Annotated in this window: 24 protein-coding genes, 1 tRNA gene and 1 pseudogene; 7 read left to right on the top strand and 19 right to left on the bottom strand. The window is 70.0% G+C overall.

The genetic code is table 11. The features are described from left to right. Positions 1-36 precede the first annotated feature (36 nt). The gene (locus tag E5083_RS21965; RefSeq protein WP_135787396.1) at positions 37-504 is read right to left on the bottom strand and encodes a GatB/YqeY domain-containing protein; all 468 of its coding nucleotides are present in this window, start codon (positions 502-504) and stop codon (positions 37-39) included. Between the two features lie 107 nt (positions 505-611). Here E5083_RS21965 and E5083_RS21960 point away from each other — a divergent pair, with 107 nt between their 5' ends. The 3 genes from E5083_RS21960 to E5083_RS21950 all read left to right on the top strand — a co-directional run bounded on the left by E5083_RS21960 (position 612) and on the right by E5083_RS21950 (position 2,522). After that, a complete protein-coding gene (locus tag E5083_RS21960) occupies positions 612-1,538 on the top strand; it encodes a metallophosphoesterase (protein WP_135787395.1) in 927 nt (308 codons plus the stop codon). A 99-nt stretch (positions 1,539-1,637) separates the two neighbouring features. Next, a complete protein-coding gene (locus tag E5083_RS21955) occupies positions 1,638-2,384 on the top strand; it encodes a Pr6Pr family membrane protein (RefSeq protein ID WP_135787394.1) in 747 nt (248 codons plus the stop codon). A gap of 64 nt (positions 2,385-2,448) precedes the next feature. Then, positions 2,449-2,522: transfer RNA gene (locus E5083_RS21950), tRNA-Pro, on the top strand. An 81-nt stretch (positions 2,523-2,603) separates the two neighbouring features. Here E5083_RS21950 and E5083_RS21945 read toward each other — a convergent pair. The 3 genes from E5083_RS21945 to E5083_RS21935 all read right to left on the bottom strand — a co-directional run bounded on the left by E5083_RS21945 (position 2,604) and on the right by E5083_RS21935 (position 3,926). After that, positions 2,604-2,927: a hypothetical protein gene (locus tag E5083_RS21945; RefSeq protein WP_135787393.1), complete on the bottom strand. Its 324-nt coding sequence runs from the start codon at positions 2,925-2,927 to the stop codon at positions 2,604-2,606. 48 nt (positions 2,928-2,975) lie between these two features. Beyond that, a complete protein-coding gene (locus E5083_RS21940) occupies positions 2,976-3,191 on the bottom strand; it encodes a hypothetical protein (protein WP_135787392.1) in 216 nt (71 codons plus the stop codon). A 72-nt stretch (positions 3,192-3,263) separates the two neighbouring features. After that, on the bottom strand, positions 3,264-3,926 hold the full coding sequence (locus tag E5083_RS21935; RefSeq protein WP_135787391.1) for a Crp/Fnr family transcriptional regulator: 663 nt from the start codon (positions 3,924-3,926) through the stop codon (positions 3,264-3,266). A 154-nt stretch (positions 3,927-4,080) separates the two neighbouring features. Here E5083_RS21935 and E5083_RS21930 point away from each other — a divergent pair, with 154 nt between their 5' ends. Both E5083_RS21930 and E5083_RS21925 read left to right on the top strand, forming a co-directional pair. Further along, complete coding sequence (locus tag E5083_RS21930; RefSeq protein WP_244317607.1) at positions 4,081-4,569, top strand: hypothetical protein; 489 nt, start codon at positions 4,081-4,083, stop codon at positions 4,567-4,569. Positions 4,570-4,668: 99 nt separating this feature from the next. Continuing rightward, entirely contained in the window at positions 4,669-6,237 is a 1,569-nt protein-coding gene (locus E5083_RS21925) for a restriction endonuclease (protein WP_244317606.1), read from the top strand. Here the strand turns inward: E5083_RS21925 and E5083_RS21920 are convergent. The 13 genes and pseudogenes from E5083_RS21920 to E5083_RS21860 all read right to left on the bottom strand — a co-directional run bounded on the left by E5083_RS21920 (position 6,197) and on the right by E5083_RS21860 (position 17,846). Then, positions 6,197-7,018 carry a hypothetical protein gene (locus E5083_RS21920; RefSeq protein ID WP_135787390.1) on the bottom strand — a complete coding sequence of 274 codons (822 nt, stop codon included), beginning with the start codon at positions 7,016-7,018 and terminating at the stop codon, positions 6,197-6,199. The genes E5083_RS21925 and E5083_RS21920 overlap by 41 nt on opposite strands. 26 nt (positions 7,019-7,044) lie before the next feature. After that, a complete protein-coding gene (locus E5083_RS21915) occupies positions 7,045-7,377 on the bottom strand; it encodes a hypothetical protein (protein ID WP_244317605.1) in 333 nt (110 codons plus the stop codon). A gap of 77 nt (positions 7,378-7,454) precedes the next feature. Continuing rightward, entirely contained in the window at positions 7,455-7,754 is a 300-nt protein-coding gene (locus E5083_RS21910) for a hypothetical protein (RefSeq protein ID WP_135787389.1), read from the bottom strand. After that, positions 7,747-12,459, bottom strand: a pseudogene (locus E5083_RS21905) (putative T7SS-secreted protein). Before E5083_RS21905 ends, E5083_RS21910 begins: the two are co-directional and overlap by 8 nt. After that, positions 12,459-13,109: a hypothetical protein gene (locus E5083_RS21900; protein WP_135787388.1), complete on the bottom strand. Its 651-nt coding sequence runs from the start codon at positions 13,107-13,109 to the stop codon at positions 12,459-12,461. Before E5083_RS21900 ends, E5083_RS21905 begins: the two are co-directional and overlap by 1 nt. Further along, positions 13,106-13,525 carry a hypothetical protein gene (locus tag E5083_RS21895; protein WP_135787535.1) on the bottom strand — a complete coding sequence of 140 codons (420 nt, stop codon included), beginning with the start codon at positions 13,523-13,525 and terminating at the stop codon, positions 13,106-13,108. The genes E5083_RS21900 and E5083_RS21895 overlap by 4 nt, the downstream gene beginning before the upstream one ends. Positions 13,526-13,611: 86 nt before the next feature. Continuing rightward, a complete protein-coding gene (locus E5083_RS21890; RefSeq protein ID WP_135787387.1) occupies positions 13,612-14,007 on the bottom strand; it encodes an Imm50 family immunity protein in 396 nt (131 codons plus the stop codon). A gap of 14 nt (positions 14,008-14,021) precedes the next feature. Further along, entirely contained in the window at positions 14,022-14,396 is a 375-nt protein-coding gene (crcB, locus tag E5083_RS21885; RefSeq protein ID WP_135787386.1) for a fluoride efflux transporter CrcB, read from the bottom strand. Beyond that, positions 14,393-14,782, bottom strand: a complete 390-nt coding sequence (locus tag E5083_RS21880; protein ID WP_135787385.1) for a DUF190 domain-containing protein — start codon at positions 14,780-14,782, stop codon at positions 14,393-14,395. The genes crcB (E5083_RS21885) and E5083_RS21880 overlap by 4 nt, the downstream gene beginning before the upstream one ends. Then, on the bottom strand, positions 14,779-15,261 hold the full coding sequence (crcB, locus tag E5083_RS21875; protein WP_135787384.1) for a fluoride efflux transporter CrcB: 483 nt from the start codon (positions 15,259-15,261) through the stop codon (positions 14,779-14,781). The genes E5083_RS21880 and crcB (E5083_RS21875) overlap by 4 nt, the downstream gene beginning before the upstream one ends. A gap of 199 nt (positions 15,262-15,460) precedes the next feature. Further along, complete coding sequence (locus tag E5083_RS21870) at positions 15,461-16,225, bottom strand: TIGR03943 family putative permease subunit (RefSeq protein ID WP_135787383.1); 765 nt, start codon at positions 16,223-16,225, stop codon at positions 15,461-15,463. Beyond that, positions 16,222-17,259, bottom strand: coding sequence for a permease (locus E5083_RS21865; RefSeq protein ID WP_244317604.1), 1,038 nt, complete (start codon positions 17,257-17,259; stop codon positions 16,222-16,224). Before E5083_RS21865 ends, E5083_RS21870 begins: the two co-directional genes overlap by 4 nt. A gap of 113 nt (positions 17,260-17,372) precedes the next feature. Beyond that, positions 17,373-17,846, bottom strand: coding sequence for a carboxymuconolactone decarboxylase family protein (locus tag E5083_RS21860; RefSeq protein WP_135787382.1), 474 nt, complete (start codon positions 17,844-17,846; stop codon positions 17,373-17,375). 448 nt (positions 17,847-18,294) lie between these two features. Between E5083_RS21860 and E5083_RS21855 the strand changes: the two genes are divergently transcribed. Then, the gene (locus E5083_RS21855) at positions 18,295-19,167 is read left to right on the top strand and encodes an SCO2400 family protein (RefSeq protein ID WP_135787381.1); all 873 of its coding nucleotides are present in this window, start codon (positions 18,295-18,297) and stop codon (positions 19,165-19,167) included. A 186-nt stretch (positions 19,168-19,353) separates the two neighbouring features. Here the strand turns inward: E5083_RS21855 and E5083_RS21850 are convergent, their stop codons facing one another. Together E5083_RS21850 and E5083_RS21845 are read right to left on the bottom strand one after the other, a co-directional pair. Then, a complete protein-coding gene (locus E5083_RS21850) occupies positions 19,354-20,052 on the bottom strand; it encodes a TIGR03943 family putative permease subunit (RefSeq protein ID WP_135787380.1) in 699 nt (232 codons plus the stop codon). Continuing rightward, on the bottom strand, positions 20,049-21,056 hold the full coding sequence (locus tag E5083_RS21845; RefSeq protein WP_135787379.1) for a permease: 1,008 nt from the start codon (positions 21,054-21,056) through the stop codon (positions 20,049-20,051). The genes E5083_RS21850 and E5083_RS21845 overlap by 4 nt, the downstream gene beginning before the upstream one ends. Before the next feature lie 160 nt (positions 21,057-21,216). Here E5083_RS21845 and E5083_RS21840 point away from each other — a divergent pair, with 160 nt between their 5' ends. Then, positions 21,217-23,004 carry an NAD-binding protein gene (locus tag E5083_RS21840; RefSeq protein ID WP_135787533.1) on the top strand — a complete coding sequence of 596 codons (1,788 nt, stop codon included), beginning with the start codon at positions 21,217-21,219 and terminating at the stop codon, positions 23,002-23,004. The last annotated feature ends 8 nt before the right edge of the window (positions 23,005-23,012 follow it).

Raw genomic sequence — 23,012 nt, 5'->3', positions numbered from 1 at the left:
CCTTTTTACGGGTGCGGCCCCACTGTCATGTTCTGCCTAGCCCTGGAGCTGCTGCTTCACGATCGCGGCGACGCGGCCGCCGTCGGCCTGGCCGGCCACCTTGGGGTTCACGATCTTCATGACGGCACCCATGGCCCGCGGCCCCTCGGCGCCGCCCGCCCTGGCCTCCTCGACGGCCTGGGCCACGATCGTGGTCAGCTCGTCGTCAGAGAGCTGCTTGGGCAGGTAGGTGGCGAGCAGCTCGCCCTCCGCCTTCTCCCGCTCGGCCTGCGCGGGACGACCGCCCTGGGCGAAGGCGTCCGCGGCCTCGCGGCGCTTCTTCGCCTCCTTGGTGATCACCTTGAGGACCTCGTCGTCGGACAGCTCGCGCTTCTCCTTGCCCGCGACCTCCTCCTTGGTGATCGCGGCGAGGGTCAGCCGGAGCGTCGCGGAGCGCAGCTCGTCGCGCTCGCGGATCGCGGCGTTGAGGTCGTCGTGGAGCTTCGACTTGAGCGTGGTGGTCATGGAGCGATTGTCGCAGGTGCGTCATGCCGAACGCCCCTTGATTAAGGGGCCTTGATCAAGGGGGCGCCACCTCTTGAGGCTTCGGCGGGGTCTGACACGATGGGCGTATGCGCGCGCGATACGGAGTACCCCTGGGGATCATGGCGGCCGGGGCCGCCGGAGTGGCGTACGCGGCGGGCTTCGAGGTCCGCTCCTTCCGCCTCCGACGAGTGACCGTGCCGGTCCTCCCGCCGGGCATGCGCCCGCTGCGGATGCTTCAGGTCTCCGACATCCACATGGTGGGCGGGCAGCGCAAGAAGCAGCGCTGGCTCCAGTCGCTGGCCGGGCTGCGCCCCGACTTCGTGATCAACACCGGCGACAACCTCTCCGACCCCGAGGGCGTCCCGGAGACGCTGGACGCGCTGGGCCCGCTGATGGAGTTCCCGGGCGCGTACGTCTTCGGCTCCAACGACTACTACGGTCCCAAACTCCGCAACCCCGCGCGGTACTTGCTGGAGAAGACGAGCGGGAAGCACGGCCTGAACGGCAACGCGCCCGCGGTCGGCGTGGTCCACAACCCCTGGGAGGACCTCAGGGACGGCTTCGACACCGCGGGCTGGCTGAACCTGACCAACCAGCGGGGCGTGCTGAAGGTCGAGGGCGTCTCCATCGAGCTGACCGGCCTGGACGACCCGCACATCAAGCGTGACCGCTACGCCCGCGTGGCCGGCGGCCCCTCCGAGGGCCACGACTTCTCGATGGGCGTCGTGCACGCGCCGTACCTGCGCTCCCTGGACGCCTTCACGGCGGACGGCTACCCGCTGGTCCTCGCCGGGCACACCCACGGGGGCCAGCTCTGCATCCCCTTCTACGGCGCACTGGTCACCAACTGCGACCTGGACACCGACCGGGTGAAGGGGCTGTCCACCCACACGGCGGAGGGCAACACGTCCTACCTGCACGTCTCGGCGGGCTGCGGCACGAACCGCTACACCCCGATCCGCTTCGCCTGCCCGCCGGAGGCGACGCTGCTGACGCTGGTGGAGCGGGTGTGAGCCTGGCTGGGCGGGCGGTGAGGCAGGCGATGGGGCGGGCGTAACCCGATCGGATTGCCCTGAATGGTCGCATTTCGCCCTCCTGCCTAGCGTGAGGGCATGACCGCACCGATACCGCCCGTGCCCCGGGAGATCCCGGATCTGCCCGCGATCCCCTGGGAGAGCACGCCCGTACTGAAGCCGTCGTTCGTGCCGGTGACGGCGGTGGTGGCGCCGGTCCGTCGCCCCCTGGTGGCCGCGTACCGCCTGCTGACCGCGCTGCTGGCGGGGGCGGGGGTGGCCCTGGAGATCTACCTGGCCGGCCCGGCCCGCGCGCTGAGCTACTTCCAGGTCCAGAGCACGGTGCTGCTGGCGGTGGTCATGCTGGTGTCGGCCTCGCGCTCCTGGCGCCCCCGCCGCGCCCTGCCGGCCGCGCTGACGGGGGCGGTGCTGCTGTACGTGGTGATCGGCGCGGTGGTGTACCACGGGCTGCTGGCCCACACGACGCCTCCGTTCACCATGACGGGCGCGACGGCGCCGCCGGCGCGGTGGCACGCCCAGTGGGCGGCGCTCCAGGTGCTGCACACGCTGGTGCCGCTGGCGGCGGTACTGGACTGGCTGCTGCTGACGCCGGCGTCACGGATGCATCTGCGGCAGGCGGCGGGCTGGCTGCTGTTCCCCCTGGCGTACCTGATCTTCCTGCTGACCCGGGCCCGCTCCCTCTACCCCTTCCTGGACGTCCCGGCCCACGGCTACCGCCACACCCTGGCCAACGCGCTCCTGCTGGGCCTGGCGATCTACGCCTCCGCGGTGCTCCTGATCGCCCTCGACCACGCCCGCCCCTCCCCGGTCCGCCGCCGCGTCTAACCGGATTTCGCCTGAGGCCCCCGGTGGGCTAAAGTAAACGACGTCGCCGCGACAGCAGCGACATCGGGGTGTAGCGCAGCTTGGCAGCGCGCTTCGTTCGGGACGAAGAGGTCGTGGGTTCAAATCCCGCCACCCCGACAGTGAGGGCCCGGTGCTGAGGGATCAGCACCGGGCCTGATTTGTGTGCGGAGACGTTCCAGGTGCCATCTGGGATGGGACTCAGGTCCCGTACTGATCCATGTACTTGTCCAAGATTGCCAGCGCCTGCCCCTTCATTCGAAGCTCGGCCCGGCTCCGGACGATCTCCGCGATTTCCTCCGGCGTGTGGCCGAGCCAGCGCATGACGTTGAGGGCGACGCTGATGATGTCAGCGACCTCGCGGGCAGCGGCTTCCCTGTCACCGACGGCAAGGTGCTCCTCCACTTCGTCGAACTGGATATCCGCAGTGCTGCGGAAATGGGACAGCGGCTTACGGGTGATCTCGTTGTGCGCTTCGTCCCAGGCTTCCCACATGCCCTGGAACGGACCTAGCTCGTCCGCCATGACGCGTCCTTCCATGTCGTTGGCCAGATGATCGACGCCCCCGGGGATTCATCGCGCCGACGAGATGAACTGATGCGCCGCCGAGGCAGGACGACGTGCGGTCTGGTCGACCAAGAGCCCTGCCCCGACAAAGAGAAGCCCGGCGAAGGCCAGCGCGGCTACCCGTCGCGCCGAAAGGCGCGGGACCTCCACCTCGTTGATCTTCATTCCTCCCCCCACGATGGCAACAGCGACACAGAGGGCGCCTACGATCTGCAACGTCATACAGTCCTCCCCATCGAGTCTCAGCGTTCTTCTGTGGAATTTTCCATAGTTATCAATGGGTGTCTACATGCTTCACACTGTCAATCTACGCAGACCTTCAAGGTCGTGGAGCGTGATCTGACGTCGTCCTGTACTGACGAGCCCCTGCTCGCGCAGTTGCCGCAGCGCGATCGCCACCGCGTCTCGCGACGCGCCGATCCTGTTGGCCAGGTCGTTCTGACTGACAGGGACATCGAGCACCCAGTCCTCGCCACGCAGGCTGCCGAACTCAGCGGCCAGCTCGAGCAGCCACCGAGCGAGCCGATTCTTGACTCCCATCCGGGCCAGGACCGCCTGCTGGTCCGACTCTCGTCGACGCCAGACCGCAGCCTTGTACATCACCGGCCACAGGCGCTCTTCCTCAATGAAGGAAAGAAGGGAGTCCGCTGCAATGTCCACGCCGGCCACCTCCGTGATCGCTGTGACGGACGCAGAGCGCACCTCCCCCATGAGGACCCCCTCGTCTCCCATGACCTCTCCAGGACCCCGGACGGCGAGAATCACCTCGGTACCGTCGGCCGCCCGCCGGGTCACCTTGATATGGCCGTGCTCAATGACCAGGACGGACCGAGAAGGTTGCCCCTCCCAGAAGATGGTCTGCCCTTCCGGAAAACGCACCTCGACACCCCGGTCATGCAGGGCCTGACGTTGGTCTTCCCTCAGGACGTCGGTGATCGAGTGAGCTTCATTCGCCATAGAGGTGAGCGTACGGTTCGGCCCTCCTCTATGGAATGTTCCATACCCACTGCCAATCCTTAAGCCGACGGGATCGGACGTTGGCCTGATTCCGTGGTCTCTTCTCTGAAGGGGCGAGAGAGGATCTTGTCCTGTCGTACGAGGGGGGCCTCACATGACCGACCAGCACGATCGTCGCTGTGGACGACCGACCCGTTCCGGGAGCCCATGCAAGATGCGGCTGTCCGGTTCGGACGTGGCGTGTGGCACGCACGCCACTGAGCAGGACAAGGCCGTCACTGAAGCCCACCGGCGCGGGTGGAGAGAAGGTCACGAGACCGGCTGGAAGAGCAGCGCGCGGTCTTCCGCGTCGCGGATCGAACAGTTGGAGAGGCGCGTCCATGAGCTCGAGGAACAGCTCGACGGCGCCAAACGCGTATATGAAGTGGGCGGCCATCAGGTGGTGGATGTCGGCGGATACGCCTACCGGTGGCGGGGAGGGGACCTGCTTGAGGTCGGCGACCGGGTACTGCTGCCCGAGAACTACGTGAGTCGCTTGAGGAATGGTCCAGGCCCCACCGTGGGAGTGGTGAGCCAGCTCGGCACTACATATCGAGGTCCGCTGGCCGACATCGTCAGCCGTATGCCAACGACACCTGAGTAGCCCCGTGGGTCCGCGTGACAGCCCGTGATCAGGTTCGTTCGCCGGCCAGCATGGGCAGTCCACCGTCAAGGAATCTCAGGTACCGAGTTGGGGGGCGCAGTGGCGGGCGGGAATGATCCACACGCGCGAGAACTCGCGCGGCAGAACAGGGAACGGGAAAAGGCTCAGAAGGCCGCGGAAGTCGCGGCCAAGCGCAAGGCTCGTGAGGAGAAGCTGGCCTACGAGGCAGCCCGCGCCCAGGAGGCGGTCGATCGGACCAGCGTGGCGGAACACGATGTCGAGCAACTCACCAAGCTGCTGCACTCGTCCGTGCTCGACGGGAAACCCCTGACGTTCGCCCGGCTGAAGCAGAAGTTCACGCCCTCCCTATTCCTGCCGCCCAAGGGACGCAAGAAGGCGGCGCCGCTGCCCCGTTGGGAGGAGTACGAGCCGGAGCCGCCCCGAGGGCTGCGCGGTGCACTCGGATTCGGGCGTCGCGGGTACGAAGCGGAGGTCGAAGTCGCGCGGAAGCGGTTCGATCGAGCACTCCGTGACCACGCCCGTGACGAACTGGAGCGCGCGGACAAGCTGGACAGGGCGCGTGCACGCCACGAGGAAGCCAATCAGGAAGAGGCTGCGCGGATCGAGGCGTGGAACGCCGACCTTGAGGCGCGCCGGGACGCATATCAGGACAGAGACGTCGAAGCTGTCGAGTGGTTCACCAACCAGGTCCTGGCGGCATCCACCTATCCGCACGGCTTTCCCAAGACCAACAAGGTCTCCTTTCAGGCCGACACCGGCGACTTGCTGGTCGAGATCGACCTCCCCTTGGAGGACGTAGTCCCTGCCGCCCGTGCCTACCGGTATGTGAAGGCACGCGACGAGATCACACCCGTTCCACGTCCCGAGAAAGAGCGCAAGGAGTTGTACGCCTCCGTTCTTGCGCAGACGGCTCTACGCACCGTCTATGAACTCTTCACCTCTGACTCCGAGGGGGTGGTCCGGTCCATCGCCTTGAACGGACACGTGGCCACCATCGACCGCGCCACGGGGCGAAGCGTGCATCCCTGCCTGATCACCCTCCAGGCCGATCGAGACGAGTTCAAGGAACTCGTGCTCACTCAGGTTGACCCGCGTGCCTGCCTGAAGCGGCTGCGCTCACTGATCTCACCCAACCCGTATGAACTGGAAGCGGTACGCCCGCTCGTCACGTTCGACTTGTCCAAGTTCCGCCTCATGGACGGGCTGGACGTAGTGGCCGGTCTGGACAGTCGGCCCGTGCTGATGGACTTGAAGCCCACCGAGTTCGAGCACCTCATTCGGCAACTGTTCGAGGCCATCGGTCTGGACAGCGTGAACACCCAGCCGTCGAAGGACGAGGGGGTCGACGCGGTGGCGATGAACACCGACCCTGTCATGAAGGGGTTGTGTGTCATCCAGGCCAAGCGCACGAAGAACGTGGTGCCGTTCGAGACCGTGTCCGCCCTCGCCGGCGTCGTGGAACACAAGCGGGCGGCCAAGGGAATCCTGGTGACAACATCCTGGTTCGGCGCGGCCAGTGAGGCGTTCGCCAACGAACACGGTCGCCTTGAGCTCCTCGACGGGGCGAATCTGGTGCATCTGTTCAAGGAACACATGAACTTGGATGTCATCCCTGGCCCGGTGCCGCCGAAGCGGCGCCCTCGCTAGGGATCAGAGCAGGCGCTTGGGTGTCCCGGTATGCCTCGGTCACCGCTGCTTGGAGTTCTGGAGCCGTGAGATCGGTGGGCTCAGCTAGCTCCGGGGCCACTTCGTAGTCCTCCAGGAGCAGGAAGACGTGGTTGAAGAGTTCTTCCAGGGGGCCTCGGACTCGTTCGCCGTTCGACTTGGCAGTTCGGCGGGTCTGCCACCAGGCGTAGGCGAAGGTGGGGGCTGGGAGGGTGCCGTTGGAGAACTCGCGTAGCAGGTTCAGGTGATGGGCGGTCGCGGTGTCCGGGGGCACCTCTGCGGCGTCGGACCAGGCGTGGTGGGTGGGGACGTACGTAGCTGCCACCGCGAGGAGTTCGGGGTGGCGGGCCGCTTGTTTGCAGGCGTAGCGGGTGAAGCGGGCTCGGGCTGCGTCGGTGCCCTCGGGGACGGCTGCTGTCATGAAGGGCTTGGTGCCGGCCAGCAGGACGTGGCCGGGGGCCGGGAAGAGTAGCGCGCCCTGGTGATCGGGGGTCCAGAGGAGGGTCGACGGGCGGGTGGTCACGTCGGCGGGGATCGCGCTGGTCGTCACGATCGGGTCCGCGCCGAGCGGGGCGTACCGGAGGTGGGTGGCGCCGGTCGAGCGGCACCCGGCCATCACCCGGTCCGCCAGGATCGCGCCCAGCCGCTCACCAGCGGTGAGAGGGGTCACCGACTTTCCGCTCAGCCAGGAAGGGGCGAGGTTTCCGTCCAAGGTGAGCAGCACGGCCAGATCCGGATCTGGGCGTTCCGTTGACGCTTCCAAGCTTCCCTCCGGCATAGATCCCCTCTTCACTGGAAGAGGAGCCGGTCCTGAACTGAAATTCGGGGGAAGATATCGATTTCCATGACGCCGGCACACTCGCCTACAGAGAAGTCGATCTGCGCACCGACAGTCGAGGGAGTGGATATGAACGTGAGCCGCGTGGCGCCCTCGCGGTAGACATCCAGCAGCGCATCCCCCTCGACGTTCGACCAGCGCACCCTGACCGATCGGGTAACGGCTTCATACGAGAGCACAAACATCCCCTCGTCGGAGCGCCAGGTCAGTACACGCGCCCCACTTTCTTGAATCTCCGGCCATTCACCGACGATGTCGAAAACTTCTTCGTCGTCAGGGAACACAAAATGTCCATGCAAAGCCAACCCCCCTGCACCATTCTCCGACCCACATCCGCGCAGGCAATTTCTCCAAACTCTTATCACTCGGAGTGAAGAGTCGTGATGATCACGCCTCGCTCAAGCCTTGCACCGCCCTCCCCCGACAGACACACCTTCGCACTGTGTGGCGGATCAAGGAAATCTGCCGGCTTTTCGTAACGGAGGATCCGTTCCAGCCTTATGGGAGAGTGCACATCGATGCCAGACGCACTGGCGGTGAAATAAAAGTCCTGGCCGACACGTGCAATTCCTCCCACGCAGCGAACAACACATACGACCCCACCTTGGGCGTCCTGCTCGGAGGAGTAGATCTGCAGCCTTGCCGCATCAAGTTCACCCATGCCTGTATGCCTCCCGCACGAATTGCTGCACCTGCTCAGGTGAAAGCTTTGGTATGTCCCACTCAAGGGCATCACTGATGCCCTCGTACGATTTGATTCTAGGTACGTTGATTCCCATGTCGCTCAGAATCCGCTGTGCAGTGCTCACGGGAAGCTCTACGGTGGCCCTGCTGGCAAGCTCCCGTGCGGAAAGATTCACTCCCACTTCTGCCTCCGCACGAATATACCCGGGCATAAGTTCTACCCCTTCGAGCGCGTTACGAGGTATGAGCTGCACCACTGCGTCACCGAATTGCTCCGAGTGCCGCGCGAAGGCTGTCGCCACACCCGGATCAGTAGACGTCGGAGTAGTCCCGGAGGCCTGGGTTCCCGAGCTGGCTTCGTATCCCTTGGTGGTACCCCGGAACAGGTGCTCGTCAGTACAGGCCGCTGGGGCCAGCCCTAGGACATCGACCCATCTATTCGGATTGAGGACGTAGGTCGCCGGATTGGGAGCGGGCGCGAGGCCGAGTGGGTCGGCCGTGATGTACCGCGCCGTCTCCGGGTCGTAGTGCCGGAAGTAGTTGTAATGCAGCCCAGTCTCAGGGTCGAAGTACTGACCCGGGAAGCGCAACGGCGTATACGCCGTGCTGTTCGCTGTCCATGCCGTCGTGCCCCACAGGGTGCTGCGGGTGCGCCAAGCCGTTTCTCCCGCCTCGTCTACCAGTTCCGTCGGCGTGCCGATCAGGTCGGTGACGATGGCGTAGAAGCGGGAGTCGATTTCGGAGTCGGGGGTGGTGATGCGTTCGGTCTGGGTGACGGGGTGGAGGCCCTGGTGGTTCCAGGTGAGGGTTACCGGGTGGGGGAACTCGGGGGAGGTCGTGGTCTGTTCGCAGAGGGTGGTGCCGTCCCAGGTGAAGACCACGCACTCCACCACCCTCTCGCCCGCCATGCGGAGCTTGGCCGTGCGGCGGCCCAGGGGGTCGTAGGTGTAGTGCCAGCGGGTGCCGTCCGGGGTGGTGACGGCGGTGAGGCGGTCCTCGGTGTCCCATTCGTAGCGCCAGGTGTCGGGGCGCCGGGAGAGGCGGGTCTTCTGGCGGAGGACCGTGCGGCCGAGGGCGTCGTGCTCGTAGCGGATGTTGCCCGCACGGGTGATGCGGGTGCCGGTGTAGGCACGCGGGCCCGTCGCCTCGCCGCCCGGATGGGTCGAGGGCCAGCTCGCCTCGGTCTGGTTGCCCGCCTCGTCGTACGCGTACCGCTCCGTCCAGCCGGCCGCGTGGACCGCCGTGACCCGGCCGGTGGCGTCCAGGTCGAAGGTGCGGGAGGACAGGTCGTCGTCGATGCGGGTGACGTTGCCGTCCGCCCGGTACTCGTACGCGCGGTGGCGGAGGAGGCCGCCGCGCGGCGTCCGTACCGACTGGGCCGTCAGGCGGCCCAGGACGTCGAAGGTGTGCTCCAGGGAGAGTGACTCGCCGATGTGGCGGCCGACTTCGCGGCCGGCCGCGTCGTAGGTGAAGTCGATGCTGTGGCCGGAGGCGACCATGCCGGTGCGGCGACCCGCCGGGTCGTAGGACCAGGTGGTCGTGGCCCCGGTGGGGGTGGTGCGGCCGGTGCGGCGGCCGAGGGTGTCGTGCGTGTAGGTCAGCGTGCGGCCGTCGACCGTCTCGGAGACGGTACGGCCGTAGCGGTCGCGCAGGATGCGCAGGGTGCTGCCGTCCGGGCCGACCGCCTCGGCCAGTTGATCGGTGAGGTCGAAGGCGTACGTGGTGACCGCGCCCGCCGCGTCCTTGCGGACGGTGCGGCCCAGCTCGTCCCGCTCGAAGGCGATGGTCTCGCCGAGGGCGTTGGTGCGGGCGGTGAGGCGGCTCGCGGGGTCGTAGGCGTAGGTGAGCGTGCGGTCGTCGAAGTCCGTCTCCGCCGCGAGGCGTCCCGCCGGGTCGTACGTGTAACTCCACGTCAGGCCCTGCGGGTTGGTGACCTCGGTGAGCCGCAGCTCGGTGTCGTACGTGAACGCGTGCCGTACGCCGTCCGGGCCGGTGCGGGCCGTCAGGAGGTCGAAGTGGGTGTACTCGAAGCGGGACACCGCGCCCAGGGCGTCGGTGTGGGTGGTGCGGTTGCCCTCACCGTCGTACGTCCACGACTCGGTCGTGCCGTCCGGTGCCGTACGGCGGGCCAGGTGGCCCTCCACCGTCCACTCCAGGCGGGTCACCGCGCCGGTGGGGTCGGTGATCGCGACCGGGCGGCCGAAGGCGTCGCGGCCGTAGGACGTGGTCGCGCCCAGCGGGTCGGTGACGCGCAGCGGGAGGCCGGCGCGGTCGGTGGCGATGGTGGTGGCGTGCCCGAGCGGGTCGGTGACGGAGACGAGGTGGCCGGCGTCGTCGTACGCGAGGTGCGTGGTCTGCCCGGCCGCGTCGGTGATCGAGGTGAGGTTGCCGCGGTCGTCGTAGGTCTGGCGGACCGTGGTGCCGTCGGGGCGGGTCACCTTCACCGGGAGGCCGAGGGTGTCGTACTCGGCGCGGGCCTCGCGGCCGTCGGGGCGGATGACCGTGAGCGGGTTGCCGTCGGCGTCGCGGTGGAACTCCGTGGTGTGGCCGAGCGGGTCGGTCACCGAGAGCAGGCGGTTGCGGCGGTCGCGCTGGTAGCGGGTGGTGGCGCCGAGCGGGTCGGTCTCGGCGACGACCTGGCAGTGGCGGTTGACGCGGTAGTGGCTGGTGTGGCCGAGGGAGTCGGTGATGGCGGTGACCAAGTCGCCGGTGGCCGGGTCCGGGTCGCCGTAGGTGAAGGTGGAGCGTAGGTGGCCCTCGGCGCCGGACTGGTGGACGCAGCGGTCCTGGTCGTCGTAGGCGTAGGTGAAGTGGCTGTCGTTGGTGTCGGTCCAGGAGGTGATGCGGGCCGAGGTGTCGTAGGTGAAGCGGGTGGGGCGGCCGGAGGAGTTGGTGACCTCGGTGAGGTGGCCGCCCGAGTGGCCGTAGCGGATCAGTTCCTGGTCGGCGCCGGTGAGGCGGAGGGCGGTGACGCGGCCCTCGGCGGTGGATATCCCCAGGTGGTAGCCGCCGCTGTGGACGAGGGCGCTGGGCGCGCCGTCGGCGTCGTACTCGAAGGTGATCCAGTTGCCGTTGCGGTCGTCGAGCTGCTCCAGGACCGCGAGGGTGTCGGAGCGGTCGGCGAAGTGACGGGTGTGCCCGGATTCCGGGTCGGTGAGGGTGTAGCCGCCCTCCACCCGGTCCAGCGGCCAGCGCGGGCCGTGCGAGGGCAGGGTCGGGACGCCGGGCGCGGGGTGCGGGTAGGGCAGGACGAGGCCGTCCTCGCCGACGAACACCACGCCCTCGGTGTCCGTCTCCAGCCGCTGGTCCAGCGTCGAGGACCAGGACGGCCCGAATCAGCCGCCCAGCCGGTACGACGACTCGAACTGCCGCCTGACCAGCAGCGGAAGCACGCCCGGCAGGGCCACGTCGGTCTGCGGGAGCACCATGCGGCCGGTGGCGACGTCGACCGGGTCCTTCTCGCAGACCTTCTCGCCCGGACGCCGGGCCACGTCGTCCGCGTCCTTCTCGACCACGTTGCGGGCGGTACGGCGGATGCCCTGGCTGGCGGCCTCTTCCGCGCCCTCCTTCATGGCGAGCCGGAGCCCGCCGCGCGCCAGTCCGGCGCCCTTGGTGCCGATCAGCTCCGGGATCATCCGGCCGACGAACTCCGACGGGTCCTTCTTGAAGCCGTCGATGGCCGCCTGGACCGTGCGCTCGGGGTGAGTGGCCGTGGAGACCAGGCCCGACAACGTCATGTTGACGTTCTGGAGGTAGGCCGCCGGGTGGGTCAGGTTGTAGGGGTCCGTGGGGTTGAGGCCGCGGGCGAAGTTGACCAGGCCCGCCGTGCCCTTGAGGGCGCCGCCGACGACGTGGGTGAGTTCGGTGTTGGCGGCCTGGTAGCCGTCGGTGAAGTCGTGGCCGAGGCGTTCCAGCGGCGGGGGTTCGGCGGGGGCGTGGGCGAGGGCGGCCTTGATCTTGCCCTGGGCGTCGGCGGCGGCGGTGTTGCGCTGCTTGCGGGCCTCGTTCAGCTTGTGCGCGGCAGCGTCGCGGTCGGACTTGCCCGCCTGCTTGTCCTGCACCGGCTTGGCGCCGGGGTCCTCGCCCGCGCGGGCCTTCGCGTTGTAGGCGTCGGCCTTCTTCTGATAATCGTCCGCCGCGTCGTCGAACGCCTTCGTACCCTTCTTGTACAGCTCGACGGCCTCCGCCGCCTGCTTCTGCGCCCAGGTGACCGTGTCGGCGTACCGTTCCAGCGCGTCCGCCGCCGAGCCGCAAGCCTCCGCCGCGTGGGCCCACTTGGTGGGGTGGACGCCGAACTTCTCGCGGAAGGCGTCGCCGCCCTCGCCCTTCCAGCCCGCCGAGTCGATCTTCTTCAGACCCGAGCCGACCTTGCCGAACGCCCCGTGGAAGTCCTTCAGATGCTTCGCGCTCTCGCGGATCTTCTCCGGCTTGCCGTGCACGAGTTCGTCGGCCTGCTCGGTCTGGCCGAGCTGCTGCTCGCCCGGCGTCGCGCCCAGGTCGGAGGCGACCTCGTCGCCCCAGTCCTCCACACCGTCGGCCCAGTCGTGCAGGCCGACGCGGTCCAGCCCGTCGCTGAGCTTGTCCGTGCCCTCGTCGACGAGTTCGCCGACCTTCTTCTTGCCCTTGTCGTACAGGTCCTCGGCGCCGCCCAGCAGCGAGTTGGTGAGGTCCCCCAGCCCCATCAGCCCTCACCGCCCTGCTGCTCGGCCGCCTTCGCGCGGGCCTGTGGGGACGGGCCGAAGGTGTCGTCGAGGAACTGGTCGTACTCCTGGTCCGACACGCCCACCGCGCCGTGCAGGTTCTCCGGGGTGACCGGGACCGTGCCGATCAGGGGTGCGGTCATCGCGTCCCGGCCCGCGTCCTTCCAGCCCTGCTTGCTGTTCTCCCACGCCTGCTCGAAGGACTCCTGCGAATAGTCCACCGTACGGCCCGACTTGGCGATGTCCCCCCAGCCCATCCTCTCCACCTCCTCCTCGGAGGCGTACGGGTTGCCCACCGCCGAGTTGGCCACGACCTTCACGCTGCCCTTGAGGTACTGCTCGGTCTCGTAGTACGTGCCCGCCGAGAGGTTGGTCTTCTGCGCGAACGCGTTGCCCTCCGCGATCAGGGCGCGTACGCCCCACTCCCAGCGCTCACAGAACGACTTCAGCCCGCCGGACAGGCCCTCGTGGCCCAACTCCAGCCCCGACAGCGCGATTCCGGAGAAGCCCCGGCCCGCGCCGGCCTGGCCCACCATGCCCAGCTCACCCAGTTCACCCAGCGCCTCCGTCAGCCCCTTGGCGATCTCCTCCAGGCCCTGCGCCTGGAGATCCATCCCACCCTCGCCGCTCATACCGCACCCCCGTGCCGCGCCTCGTCGTCCAGATCCACCGCCGCGCCGTCCGGCACGATCCCCGCCACCGGCGGGAACACCATCCCGTCCGACCCGTCCGCACAGTCCAACGCCACCCCGCACGGCACGCCCGCCGCGGGCACCGCCACATCCAACAGCCGTGCGCCCAGCACGCGTTGATACATCCACTCCCGCGCCGACTCCCCCCGCGCGGTCGCGTACCGGGCGAGCGCCTGCTCGTCGGAGAACGCCAGGATGAAGCGGATGCCGTTGAAGTCGGCGGTCAGCAACGCCTGTTCATCACCCAGCGGTACGAGAACCGGCGTACGGCGGAACTCCCCCAGCAGCTCCGCGAACTCCCGTCTGCGAGCCGCCACTTCCGCCGCCTGCGCGGGCGCGATACCCGAACCCGCCATCCGGTCCCCGTACTCAGACATGCCGCCATCATCACGACTACGCCGAGACCGGACAAGTTCCTACCCGTCACACCCTTGTCACGGGGTCACTCCTGGGCGTAAGCCCTCAACGCCGCCAAGTAGACGGTCTGGGCGACCGCTTCGACGGTGGTCCCGGGTGCGTCGACGCGTACGGCGACGCCGTCTCCGGCCGCCGTGAGGGCGATGTCCGCCGTGATCTCCGTACCAAAGCCGTGCAGGGTGAGGGCGCTCAGGCCGCTGAACGCCAGCTCGATCCACACGGTGTTGAAACCCTGCGCCGCCCATTTCCGGGGCGGCTCGGCGGGGTACGGCAGGTCGAGGTGGAGGGTGAGGGTGGGGCCTTCCTCGTTGAGGGTGAGCCGGCGTAGTCGTACGGCGGTGAGGGGTGGGGGTGCGGCGCCGTAAATGGCCTTCACGCCCTGGGGGTTGATGAGGTGGGCGGGCCAGGACTCAGGGGGCATCGTACGAGTCTGCCTCAGCCCCAGATCGCCTCCGCGAACGCCGTTCCCACGAACGCGGCCCCCAGGCCCGCCACCACGCTCGCCACCACGTTGGCCGCTGCCAGGAACCTCGCTCCGTCCTCCGTGAGGCGGAGGGTCTCGTAGGAGAAGGTGGAGTAGGTGGTGAGGGCGCCGCAGAGGCCGGTGCCTATGAGGAGTTGGATGTGGGAGGAGGCGGCGCCCGCTACGACCGCCCCGGTCAGCAGGCCGAGGATGAAGCAGCCGAGGACGTTGACGGTGAAGGTGCCCCAGGGGAAGACGGCGTCGTGGCGTTTCTGGACGGCGCGGTCGGTGAGGTAGCGCAGCGGGGCTCCGGCCATGCCGCCGAGGATCACGAGGAGCCAGTTCACGCCTTCTTCTCCTTGCCCGAGTGACGCCGGGAGTGGCGGCCCGAGTGGCTGCCGGCGTACCGGATGACCTGGCAGTCGTCCATGATCACCAGCCCCGACTCCACCAGCTCGTCCAGGTGCGGCAGGAACGCCCGTACGCGCTCCGGGGTGTCGACGATGACGATCGCCACCGGCAGTTCCTCGTTCATGGAGAGCAGCCGGGCGGTGTGGATCAGGGAGGACGCGCCGAAGCCCTCGATGCCCCGGAACACGCTCGCCCCTGCGAGGCCGGCCGCGTGCGCGCGGTGCACGATCTCGCTGTAGAGCGGCTTGTGGTGGTAGGTGTCGTGCTCGCCGATGAAGATGGTCACCCTGAGGGCGTCACCGGTCAGCCGTGTCGTGGTCATCGCTGCCTCCAGGCCAGGACGCGGCGCGTGAGCGCGACCGCGAGTCCTACCGAGCCGAGGGCCGCGAGCAGGGTCGCGGCCAGATAGGCGAGGGCGGTGCGCGCCTCACCGGCGTTCACCAGCCGCTCGATCTCGACGGCGTACGTGGAGAACGTGGTGAAGCCCCCCAGCACCCCCGTACCGAAGAACGGCCGGACCAGCCGGTGCGCCGTCCACACCTCGCTGATCAGCACCATGAAGACGCCGATGACCGCGCAGCCGGTCACGTTGACCAGCAGGGTCGTCCACGGGAAGCCGGGGTTCTCGACCGGCCACAGCAGCGACGCCGCGTAACGGGCCGTCGCGCCGATCGCCCCGCCGACCGCGACCACCGCCACGACCGGGCCCTGACCGCGCCACGCCTCCTGCCACTGGGCGGGAGAACGCAGATCGATGTCGGGGTCGACGGGTTCGTTCGTCGTGGGTCGTGGTGCTGTCATGGGCGTACGTCTCCTACTCGCCGGGGCCCGCGCACGCGGGCGCACTCCATCGCAAGTAGGGACTGTTGGCGGCGTCGATGCCGCGGTTCGGGTACGGCGAGCCCCACCGCCGCGCCGCGCGGGTGAGACGCGGCCGGTCACCAGGGTATCGCGGGGGCGGGGCGGGGTGCAGCGCGGGCAGTCGCGGCTACGGCTTCCGCTACGACGGCGTCAGCGGGAGGTCGTCCGTGTACGCGTTGACCGGCTGGGCGATGGGGTGGGTCTCCTGGACGTCCAGCGCGGCCTCGGCGGTCTTCGTGCCGAGACGGCCCGCGGGGTGCCAGGTGCCGGTGACCGCGAGCCAGGTGTTGGCGGGCGGGGCGTCGGGGCCGTGGACGCGGACCTTGACGGTCTGGGAGTCGGCGGCGCAGCAGGTGAAGATGATCCGGGTCAGGTACCAGCCGCCGCCCGCCCCGGCCGGGGTGACGAAGCCGGTGAGCTGGACCTGCCTGCCCTTGATCGCCCGCGTGGGGTCCTGCTGGACGCGCTGGGTGAAGCCGGTGAGGGTCAGGGGGAGCGGGGAGGTCGCGGGGAGGGCGGGGAAACGTTCCTTCGGGGTGGTGGCGACCGGTTTTCCGTTGGAGTGGGCCGCTGTGTACGCGCCGAGGGCGGGTGGGGCGTAGAGGAGGAGGCTGAGGGCGGGGAGGGCGAGGAGCCAGGCGACCTTGGGGGCGGTGGAGTGGTCGTGGGCGTGGGCGTGCTGGTGCTCGTGGTCGGGGGCGTGGGGCTCGTGGGGGTCTTCGCTTCGGCGCAGGTCGAGTACGGCGTTCACCGCGGCGAGGAGCAGCAGGACGACGCCGGACGCGATGAGGACGGGGCGCAGGCCCTCCTTGACATAGCGCAGGTAGAGGTCGGTGAAGAGGGCCGTGTGCAGCAGGCCCGCGCCGATGAGGGCGAGGAGGGCGGTCTGGGCGAGGCGTCTCACAGCAGCGCGCCTCCGATCAGGGCGCTGGCGGCGACGGCGACGACCGTGGTCGCGGCGGAGAACCGTACGGCGAAGGCGCGGCCGAAGGTGCCCGCCTGAAGGGCGATCAGCTTCAGGTCCACCATGGGGCCTACCACCATGAAAGCGAGCCGGGCTGTGGGGGAGAAGCCTGTGAGTGACGCCGCCACAAAGGCGTCCGCCTCCGAGCAGACGGCGAGCAGGACGGCGAGCCCGGCGAGGAACAGTACGGAGAGCCAGGGCGAGCCGGAGAAGGTGTCGAGCACGGTGCGCGGTACGGCGACGTTGAAGGTGGCCGCCGCCATCGCGCCCAGCACCAGGAAGCCCCCGGCGTGCAGGAAGTCGTGCTGGAAGCCCTGGCGGAACTCGGCCCAGCGGCTGTGCCCGTGCTGGTGGCCGGTGTGCCGTACGGCCGGGCGCAGCCACTTCTCCTTGCCGAAGCAGAGCCACAGCCAGCCCATCACGGCGGCGGTGGCCAGCGAGGCGGCCAGGCGGGCGGCGACCATCGCGGGGTTGCCGGGGAAGGCGACCGCCGTGGCGGTGAGCACGATCGGGTTGATCGCGGGCGCGGACAGCAGGAAGGCGAAGGCGGCGGCCGGGGTGACGCCCCGCCGGATCAGGCTGTTGGCCACCGGTACGGACGCGCACTCGCACCCCGGCAGCACCGCGCCCGCGACCCCCGCGACCGGCACGGCGAGCGCGGCCCGCTTGGGCAGCACGCGGGTGAACAGGTCGGCCGGGACGAACGCGTTGATCGCGCCGGACAGCACGGTGCCCAGGATCAGGAACGGCAGCGCCTGCACGGTGATCGCCAGACAGACCGTGCGCCACGCCTGTACGGCCGGACGGTCGAGCACGCCGGCGCGAGCGAGCAGCAGCACCGTGATCCCGACGGCCGCGGCGGCGGTGAGGGCGAGCAGGGGGCGTACGGGGCTGGGGCGGGCCGGTGGAGCGGTGGGGGTGGCGACTGTCGCCGCCCTGTCGACCACTCCCACCAGCTCATCCGTTTTTCCCATTTTCACTCCGGATGTCGGTGTTTGGCCGACGATAAGCGAGGGGCGTGTGCGGGATGGGGTGCACACGCCGTCTCGCGTCCGGATGCGTGAGGAGGTTGCGGGGCGGGTGGGGCTCAGGCCGGCCGGCCGACCTGGTAGTCGCCGGCGGGCATGCGGATCATGACGTTCATGCGGTTGTAGGCGTTGATGAGGCCGATGAGGAAGACGAGCGCGGCGAGCTGGTCCTCGTCGTAGTGCTTGGCCGCGTTCGCCCACGCCTCGTCGGTGACGGCGCCCGGGGTGTCGGCGAGGCGGGTGCCCTGCTCGGCCAGTTCGAGGGCGGCGCGCTCGGCGTCGGTGAAGACGGTGGCCTCGCGCCAGGCGGCGACCAGGTTCAGCCGGAGCGGGGTCTCGCCCGCGTGCGCGGCCTCCTTGGTGTGCATGTCGAGGCAGAAGCCGCAGCCGTTGATCTGGCTGGCGCGGATCTTCACCAGTTCCTGGGTGGCGGCGGGGAGGGTGGAGTCCGAGACCACCTTTCCGGCGGCGTTGAAGTGCTTGATGAGCTTGGCGGTGGCGGGGATGGCGAAGGCGTTGAGGCGGGCGGTCATGGGTGCGCTCCTGGGGGCCGGGTTCGGTGGGTTCGTGGTTACGACGGGTGGGGGGGCGGGGGTGTGACATGGGGGGGGTGTGAGGTGGGTCACTGGGGGTGGGGGCACGTGGGGGGGGGCACGTGGGGTGCGGGGACATGGGGTCGGGCCATATGGCGTGAGGCCACACAGGGTGCGCCGACGCTGGGTGCGCCCATGCGGGGGTGCGCCCACGTGACGTGGGCGCACCCGGCGTAGGAGCACATGGCTTCCGGTCACATGGCGTGCAGCCACACAGGGCCCGGCCACACGGGGTGCGACCACATAGCTTCCGGCCACCCATATTCCAGCCACCCGGAATCCGCTGGGAATGTGTGCAGGAGAGCCACATGGGGCGCACACACTCTGCTGATGGTCCCGTTACGGTGGCGGGCGCTCACCCGCGCCCGTCGATCCAGGAAGACCGCGAATGGACTACTGCTCCGCCTGCCGTCGGCATCTGAACGGCGCCCTGGTCTGCCCCGGCTGCGGCGTCTGCGCCTCCCCGGACCTGGCCCCGATGCCGGTCCGTACGAGTCCGTACGCCGTACGGCAGCCCGGCGACGAGGACGTACCCGCGTCCCGTCACGGCAGGTCGGTGCCCCCGCCGGCCGCCCCGCAGCGTCCGGCCGAGGTGCCCTCGGGCAGTGGCCGCGCGGCCCGGCGCCGTGAGCAGTCCCGTTGGCGGAGGACGCGTCGCCGGGCCGCCCTGGTGACCGCCGTGGCCCTGGTCGGTGGTGGCCTCACCCTGGCCGCAGCCCTGAACCACCAGCCGGCCGACCGTACTCGCCCCACCGCGGCCCAGGGTGAGCAGCCGATGGGCGGTACGGGCCCCGAGGCGACGGCCGGTCTTCCGGTACCGACGACGTCCCCGACCGGACGCCCCACCGCGGCCCCGAGCACCCCGCCCCACACGAGCGCCAAGCCCTCGGCAGCCCCCCGCTCCAGCACCACCCCCACCCCGCATAAGGCCACCCCGAAGGCCACCAAGCCGTCCCCCTCCGCGCCCCCCTCAACGCACCCCCACTCCCGCTCCCTGCTCCCCCTCCCCCACGACCCGGCCCCGGTCTCCACCACCCCCACCTCCCCCCTCACCCCACCGCAGCAGTCCCCCACCCCCACGAAGCCCACCCCCACGACGGACGCCACGACGCCCTCCCCCACCGAGCGCACCGACCCCCCGTCGACCACGCCCTCCGAGCCACAGTCCCCGACCCCCACGGACTCGCACTCCCCTACGGCAACGGCGACCCCCTCCACCTCCCCCTCCCACGTCTGCCTCCTGGTCCTCTGCCTGAGCTGACCACGCGGCGAGGTCGAACACCGCCGAGGCTGAAGCCTGAGCCGACGGTCAAGAGGCGAACGGGGCCGGCCGGGCATCAGCCGCTTCCGGTGGAGCAACCTCCGCCGAGCGCCGATCCAGCCCTCCCGGAAGACGACCCGCACCCAGGAGCCGGTCACACCCCAGCCGAGCCGGCTCCAACACCCCTCACCTATTCCACGTCTCGTCATAAGGATCGGCCGGAGTAGCCACCGGACGCGCCGACGTCACCCGGAGATACGGGATCACCCCGTTGTTCACCGGGTCCCGTGTCACGCGGGGCGCGTACACGCCCGTCACCTCCATCCACGCGTCCGGGCGTAGGACCGGCGGGAGTTGGCCGGTGAGGGCGATCTTGACCGGCTGGGCGTCGGCGGCGCAGCAGTTGAGGGCCATGCGGACGAGGTAGGGGGTGCCGTGGGCGTCGAGGGCGAGGAAGCCGGTGACGCGGACGGTGCGGCCGCGCAGGGAGTGGGTGTAGGCGGCGCGGGAGGCGTAGTCGACGACGCTCAGCCGGACGGGGTTCGAGGCGGGCAACGGGTCCAGGCCGTACGGGGGTTGGAGTGCCGTACCCGTACGGACCGCGCTGTACGAGCCGAGGGCGGGCGGGGCGATGAGGATGAGGGCGAGGACGGGCAGGACCAGGAGCCAGGCCACGCGGGGTTCGCGATGCGCACCACCAACAGCGGCCCGCTTCCGCTCGTACCAGACCGTCGCCAGCGCGGCCGCGATCAGGACCACTCCCGCCGCCAACACCAGTGGCCGCAGGCCCGACTTGACGTACCTGAGGTACAGATCCGTCGTCCCCGCGTGCAGCAGCGCGCCCCCCAGCAGGAACATCACCGCGGCCTGCGCCTGACGGTTCACAGCAGCACCGCCCCGGTGAGCAGCGCGCCCGTGATGGCCAGCGCGAACGTCGCCGGGGCGAAGCGCAGCGCGAAGCCTCGGCCGAAGGTGCCGGCCTGCATGGCGAACAGTTTGAGGTCGATCATCGGGCCCACCACCAGGAACACCAGCTTGGCCGTCGGGGAGAAGTCGGTCAGTGAGGCGGCGACGAACGCGTCCGCCTCCGAGCAGATGGACAGCACCACGGCGAGCACGGCGAGGGCGAGCACCGCGAGGAACGGGTTGCCCGCGGCCGTGCGCAGCCACTCCGCCGGGGCGACCGCCTTCAGGGTGGCCGCGGCCATGGCGCCGACCACCAGGAAACCGCCCGCGTGCATGGTGTCGTGGCGTACGGAGTTCCAGAAGGTCTCCGCCTTCGTCTCGCCCTCGTGGGCGCCGTGTGCGGGCGGGCGGAGCCAGTCGGCGCGGCCGAGCCGTTGCCACAGCCAGCCCATCGCGCAGGCGACCAGCAGGCTGGCGGCGAACCGGGCGAGGACCATCTCGGGGTTGTTCGGGAAGGCGACAGCCGTGGCAGTGAGCACGATCGGGTTGATCGCGGGCGCGGACAGCAGGAACGCCAGCGCGGCCGCCGGGGTCACGCCCCGCCGTACCAGCGCGCCCGCCACCGGCACCGACGCGCACTCGCACCCCGGCAGCACCGCGCCCGCGAGCCCCGCGACCGGTACGGCGAGCGCGGCCCGGCTGGGCAACGCGCGGGCGAAGAAGGCGGGCGGGACGAAGACGGCTATGGCGGCCGACAGCAGCACCCCGAGGACCAGGAAGGGCAGCGCCTGCACGGTGACGGCGACGAACACCGTCATCCAGCTCTGCATCACCGGGGTGCCGAGCGCGCCCCGGATCGGCGCCTGGGCGAGGACGGCGAGGAGCAGTACCAGGGTGAGGACGAGGGGGGAGCTGAGCCGGGCGCCCCCGGATCGTTCGCGGGGTGGCTCGGTACCCGGCAGGGCGTCTTCGGTGATGGCCACGGGTAAAGACCTCCGGCTGAGTGCGGCTGCCAGGGCGTACGCGGCCGCGGGTCGGGCCGTTCAGGTGATCGCTGGAACCGGCCGCCTTCTTGGGGCAGTCTTTTCCCTCGTGGCGAACAGCGTTCCGTATCAGGGCGGTTCAGGTGGCGCGGCGGCGCCGATGGTGGTGTGCGGGGACGACGGTCTCGCGCACCGGCTGTCCGCCGAGTTGCGCGGAGTCTACGGCGAGCAGGTCGTGCTCGTCGTGCCGCCGAACGCCCGTACCGCGCGGCGGCCGGTGGTGGGGCGGCCCCGGTCGGCTCCGGCGGCGCTCTTCGACCGGGTGGTGTCGGTGGCGGTCGGCCGGGGCGGGCCCACACCGGGCGGCGACTCGGCCGCCGTGTCCCAACGCCCGGGCGGAGAAAGGGTGCTGGAGGCCGAGTTCCTCACCGAGCAGGTGCTCGCCGAGGCCGGAGTGGAGCGGGCGGCCGCGCTGGCGCTCGTGTACGAGGACGACGAGACCAACATCCGGGCCGCGCTGACCGCCCGGCGGCTGAACCCCCGGCTGCGGCTCGTACTGCGGCTCTACAACCGGCGGTTGGGCCAGCACATTGAGGAACTCCTCGATCAGGCGGCCGTGTTGGTGGGCGAGTCCGAGGAGGCGCTACGGGACGCGGCCACCTCCGTGCTCTCCGACGCCGACACCGCAGCGCCCGCGCTCGCCGCGACCGCCGTCGCCGGTACGGGCAAGGTGATCCAGGCGGAGGGGCTGCTGCTGCGCGCGGTGGAACGGACCGCGCCCCCGGCCGGGAGCCCCGCGCCGCCCGGCCTGTGCACGCTGGCCCTGCTGTCCTCCGACGGCGACGACGAGGGGCCGGTGCTGCTGCCCGACGACGCGGAGGTACGGCGGGCCGGCGGGCGGTCCCGCGTGATGCTGGAGCGGTTCTCGGCGGCGGAGGGCGCGGCGGCGGGGAACGGGCTCGGCGTCGGCGGTGTCCCGCCGCTCTCCTCCTTGTTCTCCAAGCAGTTGAGGTGGTCGTTGGCGGTACTGGCGGGCTGTGTGATCGCGCTGGCGGTGGCCCTGTCGATCGTGACCGACATCCATCCCGTCAAAGCCTTCTACCTGACCCTGCTGGACCTCTTCGCCATCGACGACCCCGCGCTGGGGGAGCCGTTGGGCCGCAAGATCCTCCAACTCCTCTCCGGTCTGGTCGGGTTGCTGCTGCTCCCCGTGCTCCTGGCCGCCGTACTGGAGGGGTTGGGCACCTTCCGTACGCAGTCCGCGCTGCGCAAGCCACCGCGCGGACTCGGCGGGCATGTCGTCCTGCTGGGGCTGGGGAAGATCGGGACGCGGGTGCTGATCCGGCTGCGCGAGCTGCATGTGCCGGTGGTGTGCGTGGAGGGCAACCCGGAGGCGCGCGGGCTCGCGGTGGCGCGGCGGCTGCGGGTGCCGGTGGTGATCGGGGACGTCACGCAGGAGGGCGTACTCGAGGCGGCCAAGATCCACCGGGCGCACGCCCTCCTCGCGGTGACCAGCGCGGACACCACCAACCTGGAGGCGGTGCTGTACGCGCGTGGCGTCCGCCCCGACCTGCGCGCGGTACTGCGGCTGTACGACGACGACTTCGCCACCGCCGTGTACCGCACCCTGCGCGTCGCCCACCCGCTGGCCACCACCCGCAGCCGCAGCGTCTCCCACCTCTCGGCCCCCGCCTTCGCCGGAGCCATGCTGGGCCGCCGCGTCCTGGGCGCGGTCCCGGTGGAACGCAGGGTGCTCGTCTTCGCGTCGGTGGACGTGGCGAACCGCCCCCAACTGGAGGGCCGCACCCTGGCCGCCGCCTTCCAACCCGGCGTCTGGCGCGCCCTCGCCGTCGAGAACGCCCCCGACACCCCACCCGACCACCTCCTCACCAAGGACGACAGGGTGGTGATCGCGGCGACGCGCCGGGGGCTGGCGGAACTGGGTTGAGAAGCCCT

Origin of the sequence: Streptomyces bauhiniae (assembly GCF_004784475.1) — a bacterium.
GTDB lineage: Bacteria > Actinomycetota > Actinomycetes > Streptomycetales > Streptomycetaceae > Streptomyces > Streptomyces seoulensis.
The sequence above is the reverse complement of the archived record's forward strand: the minus strand, read 5'-3'. Positions and strand labels throughout refer to the sequence as shown.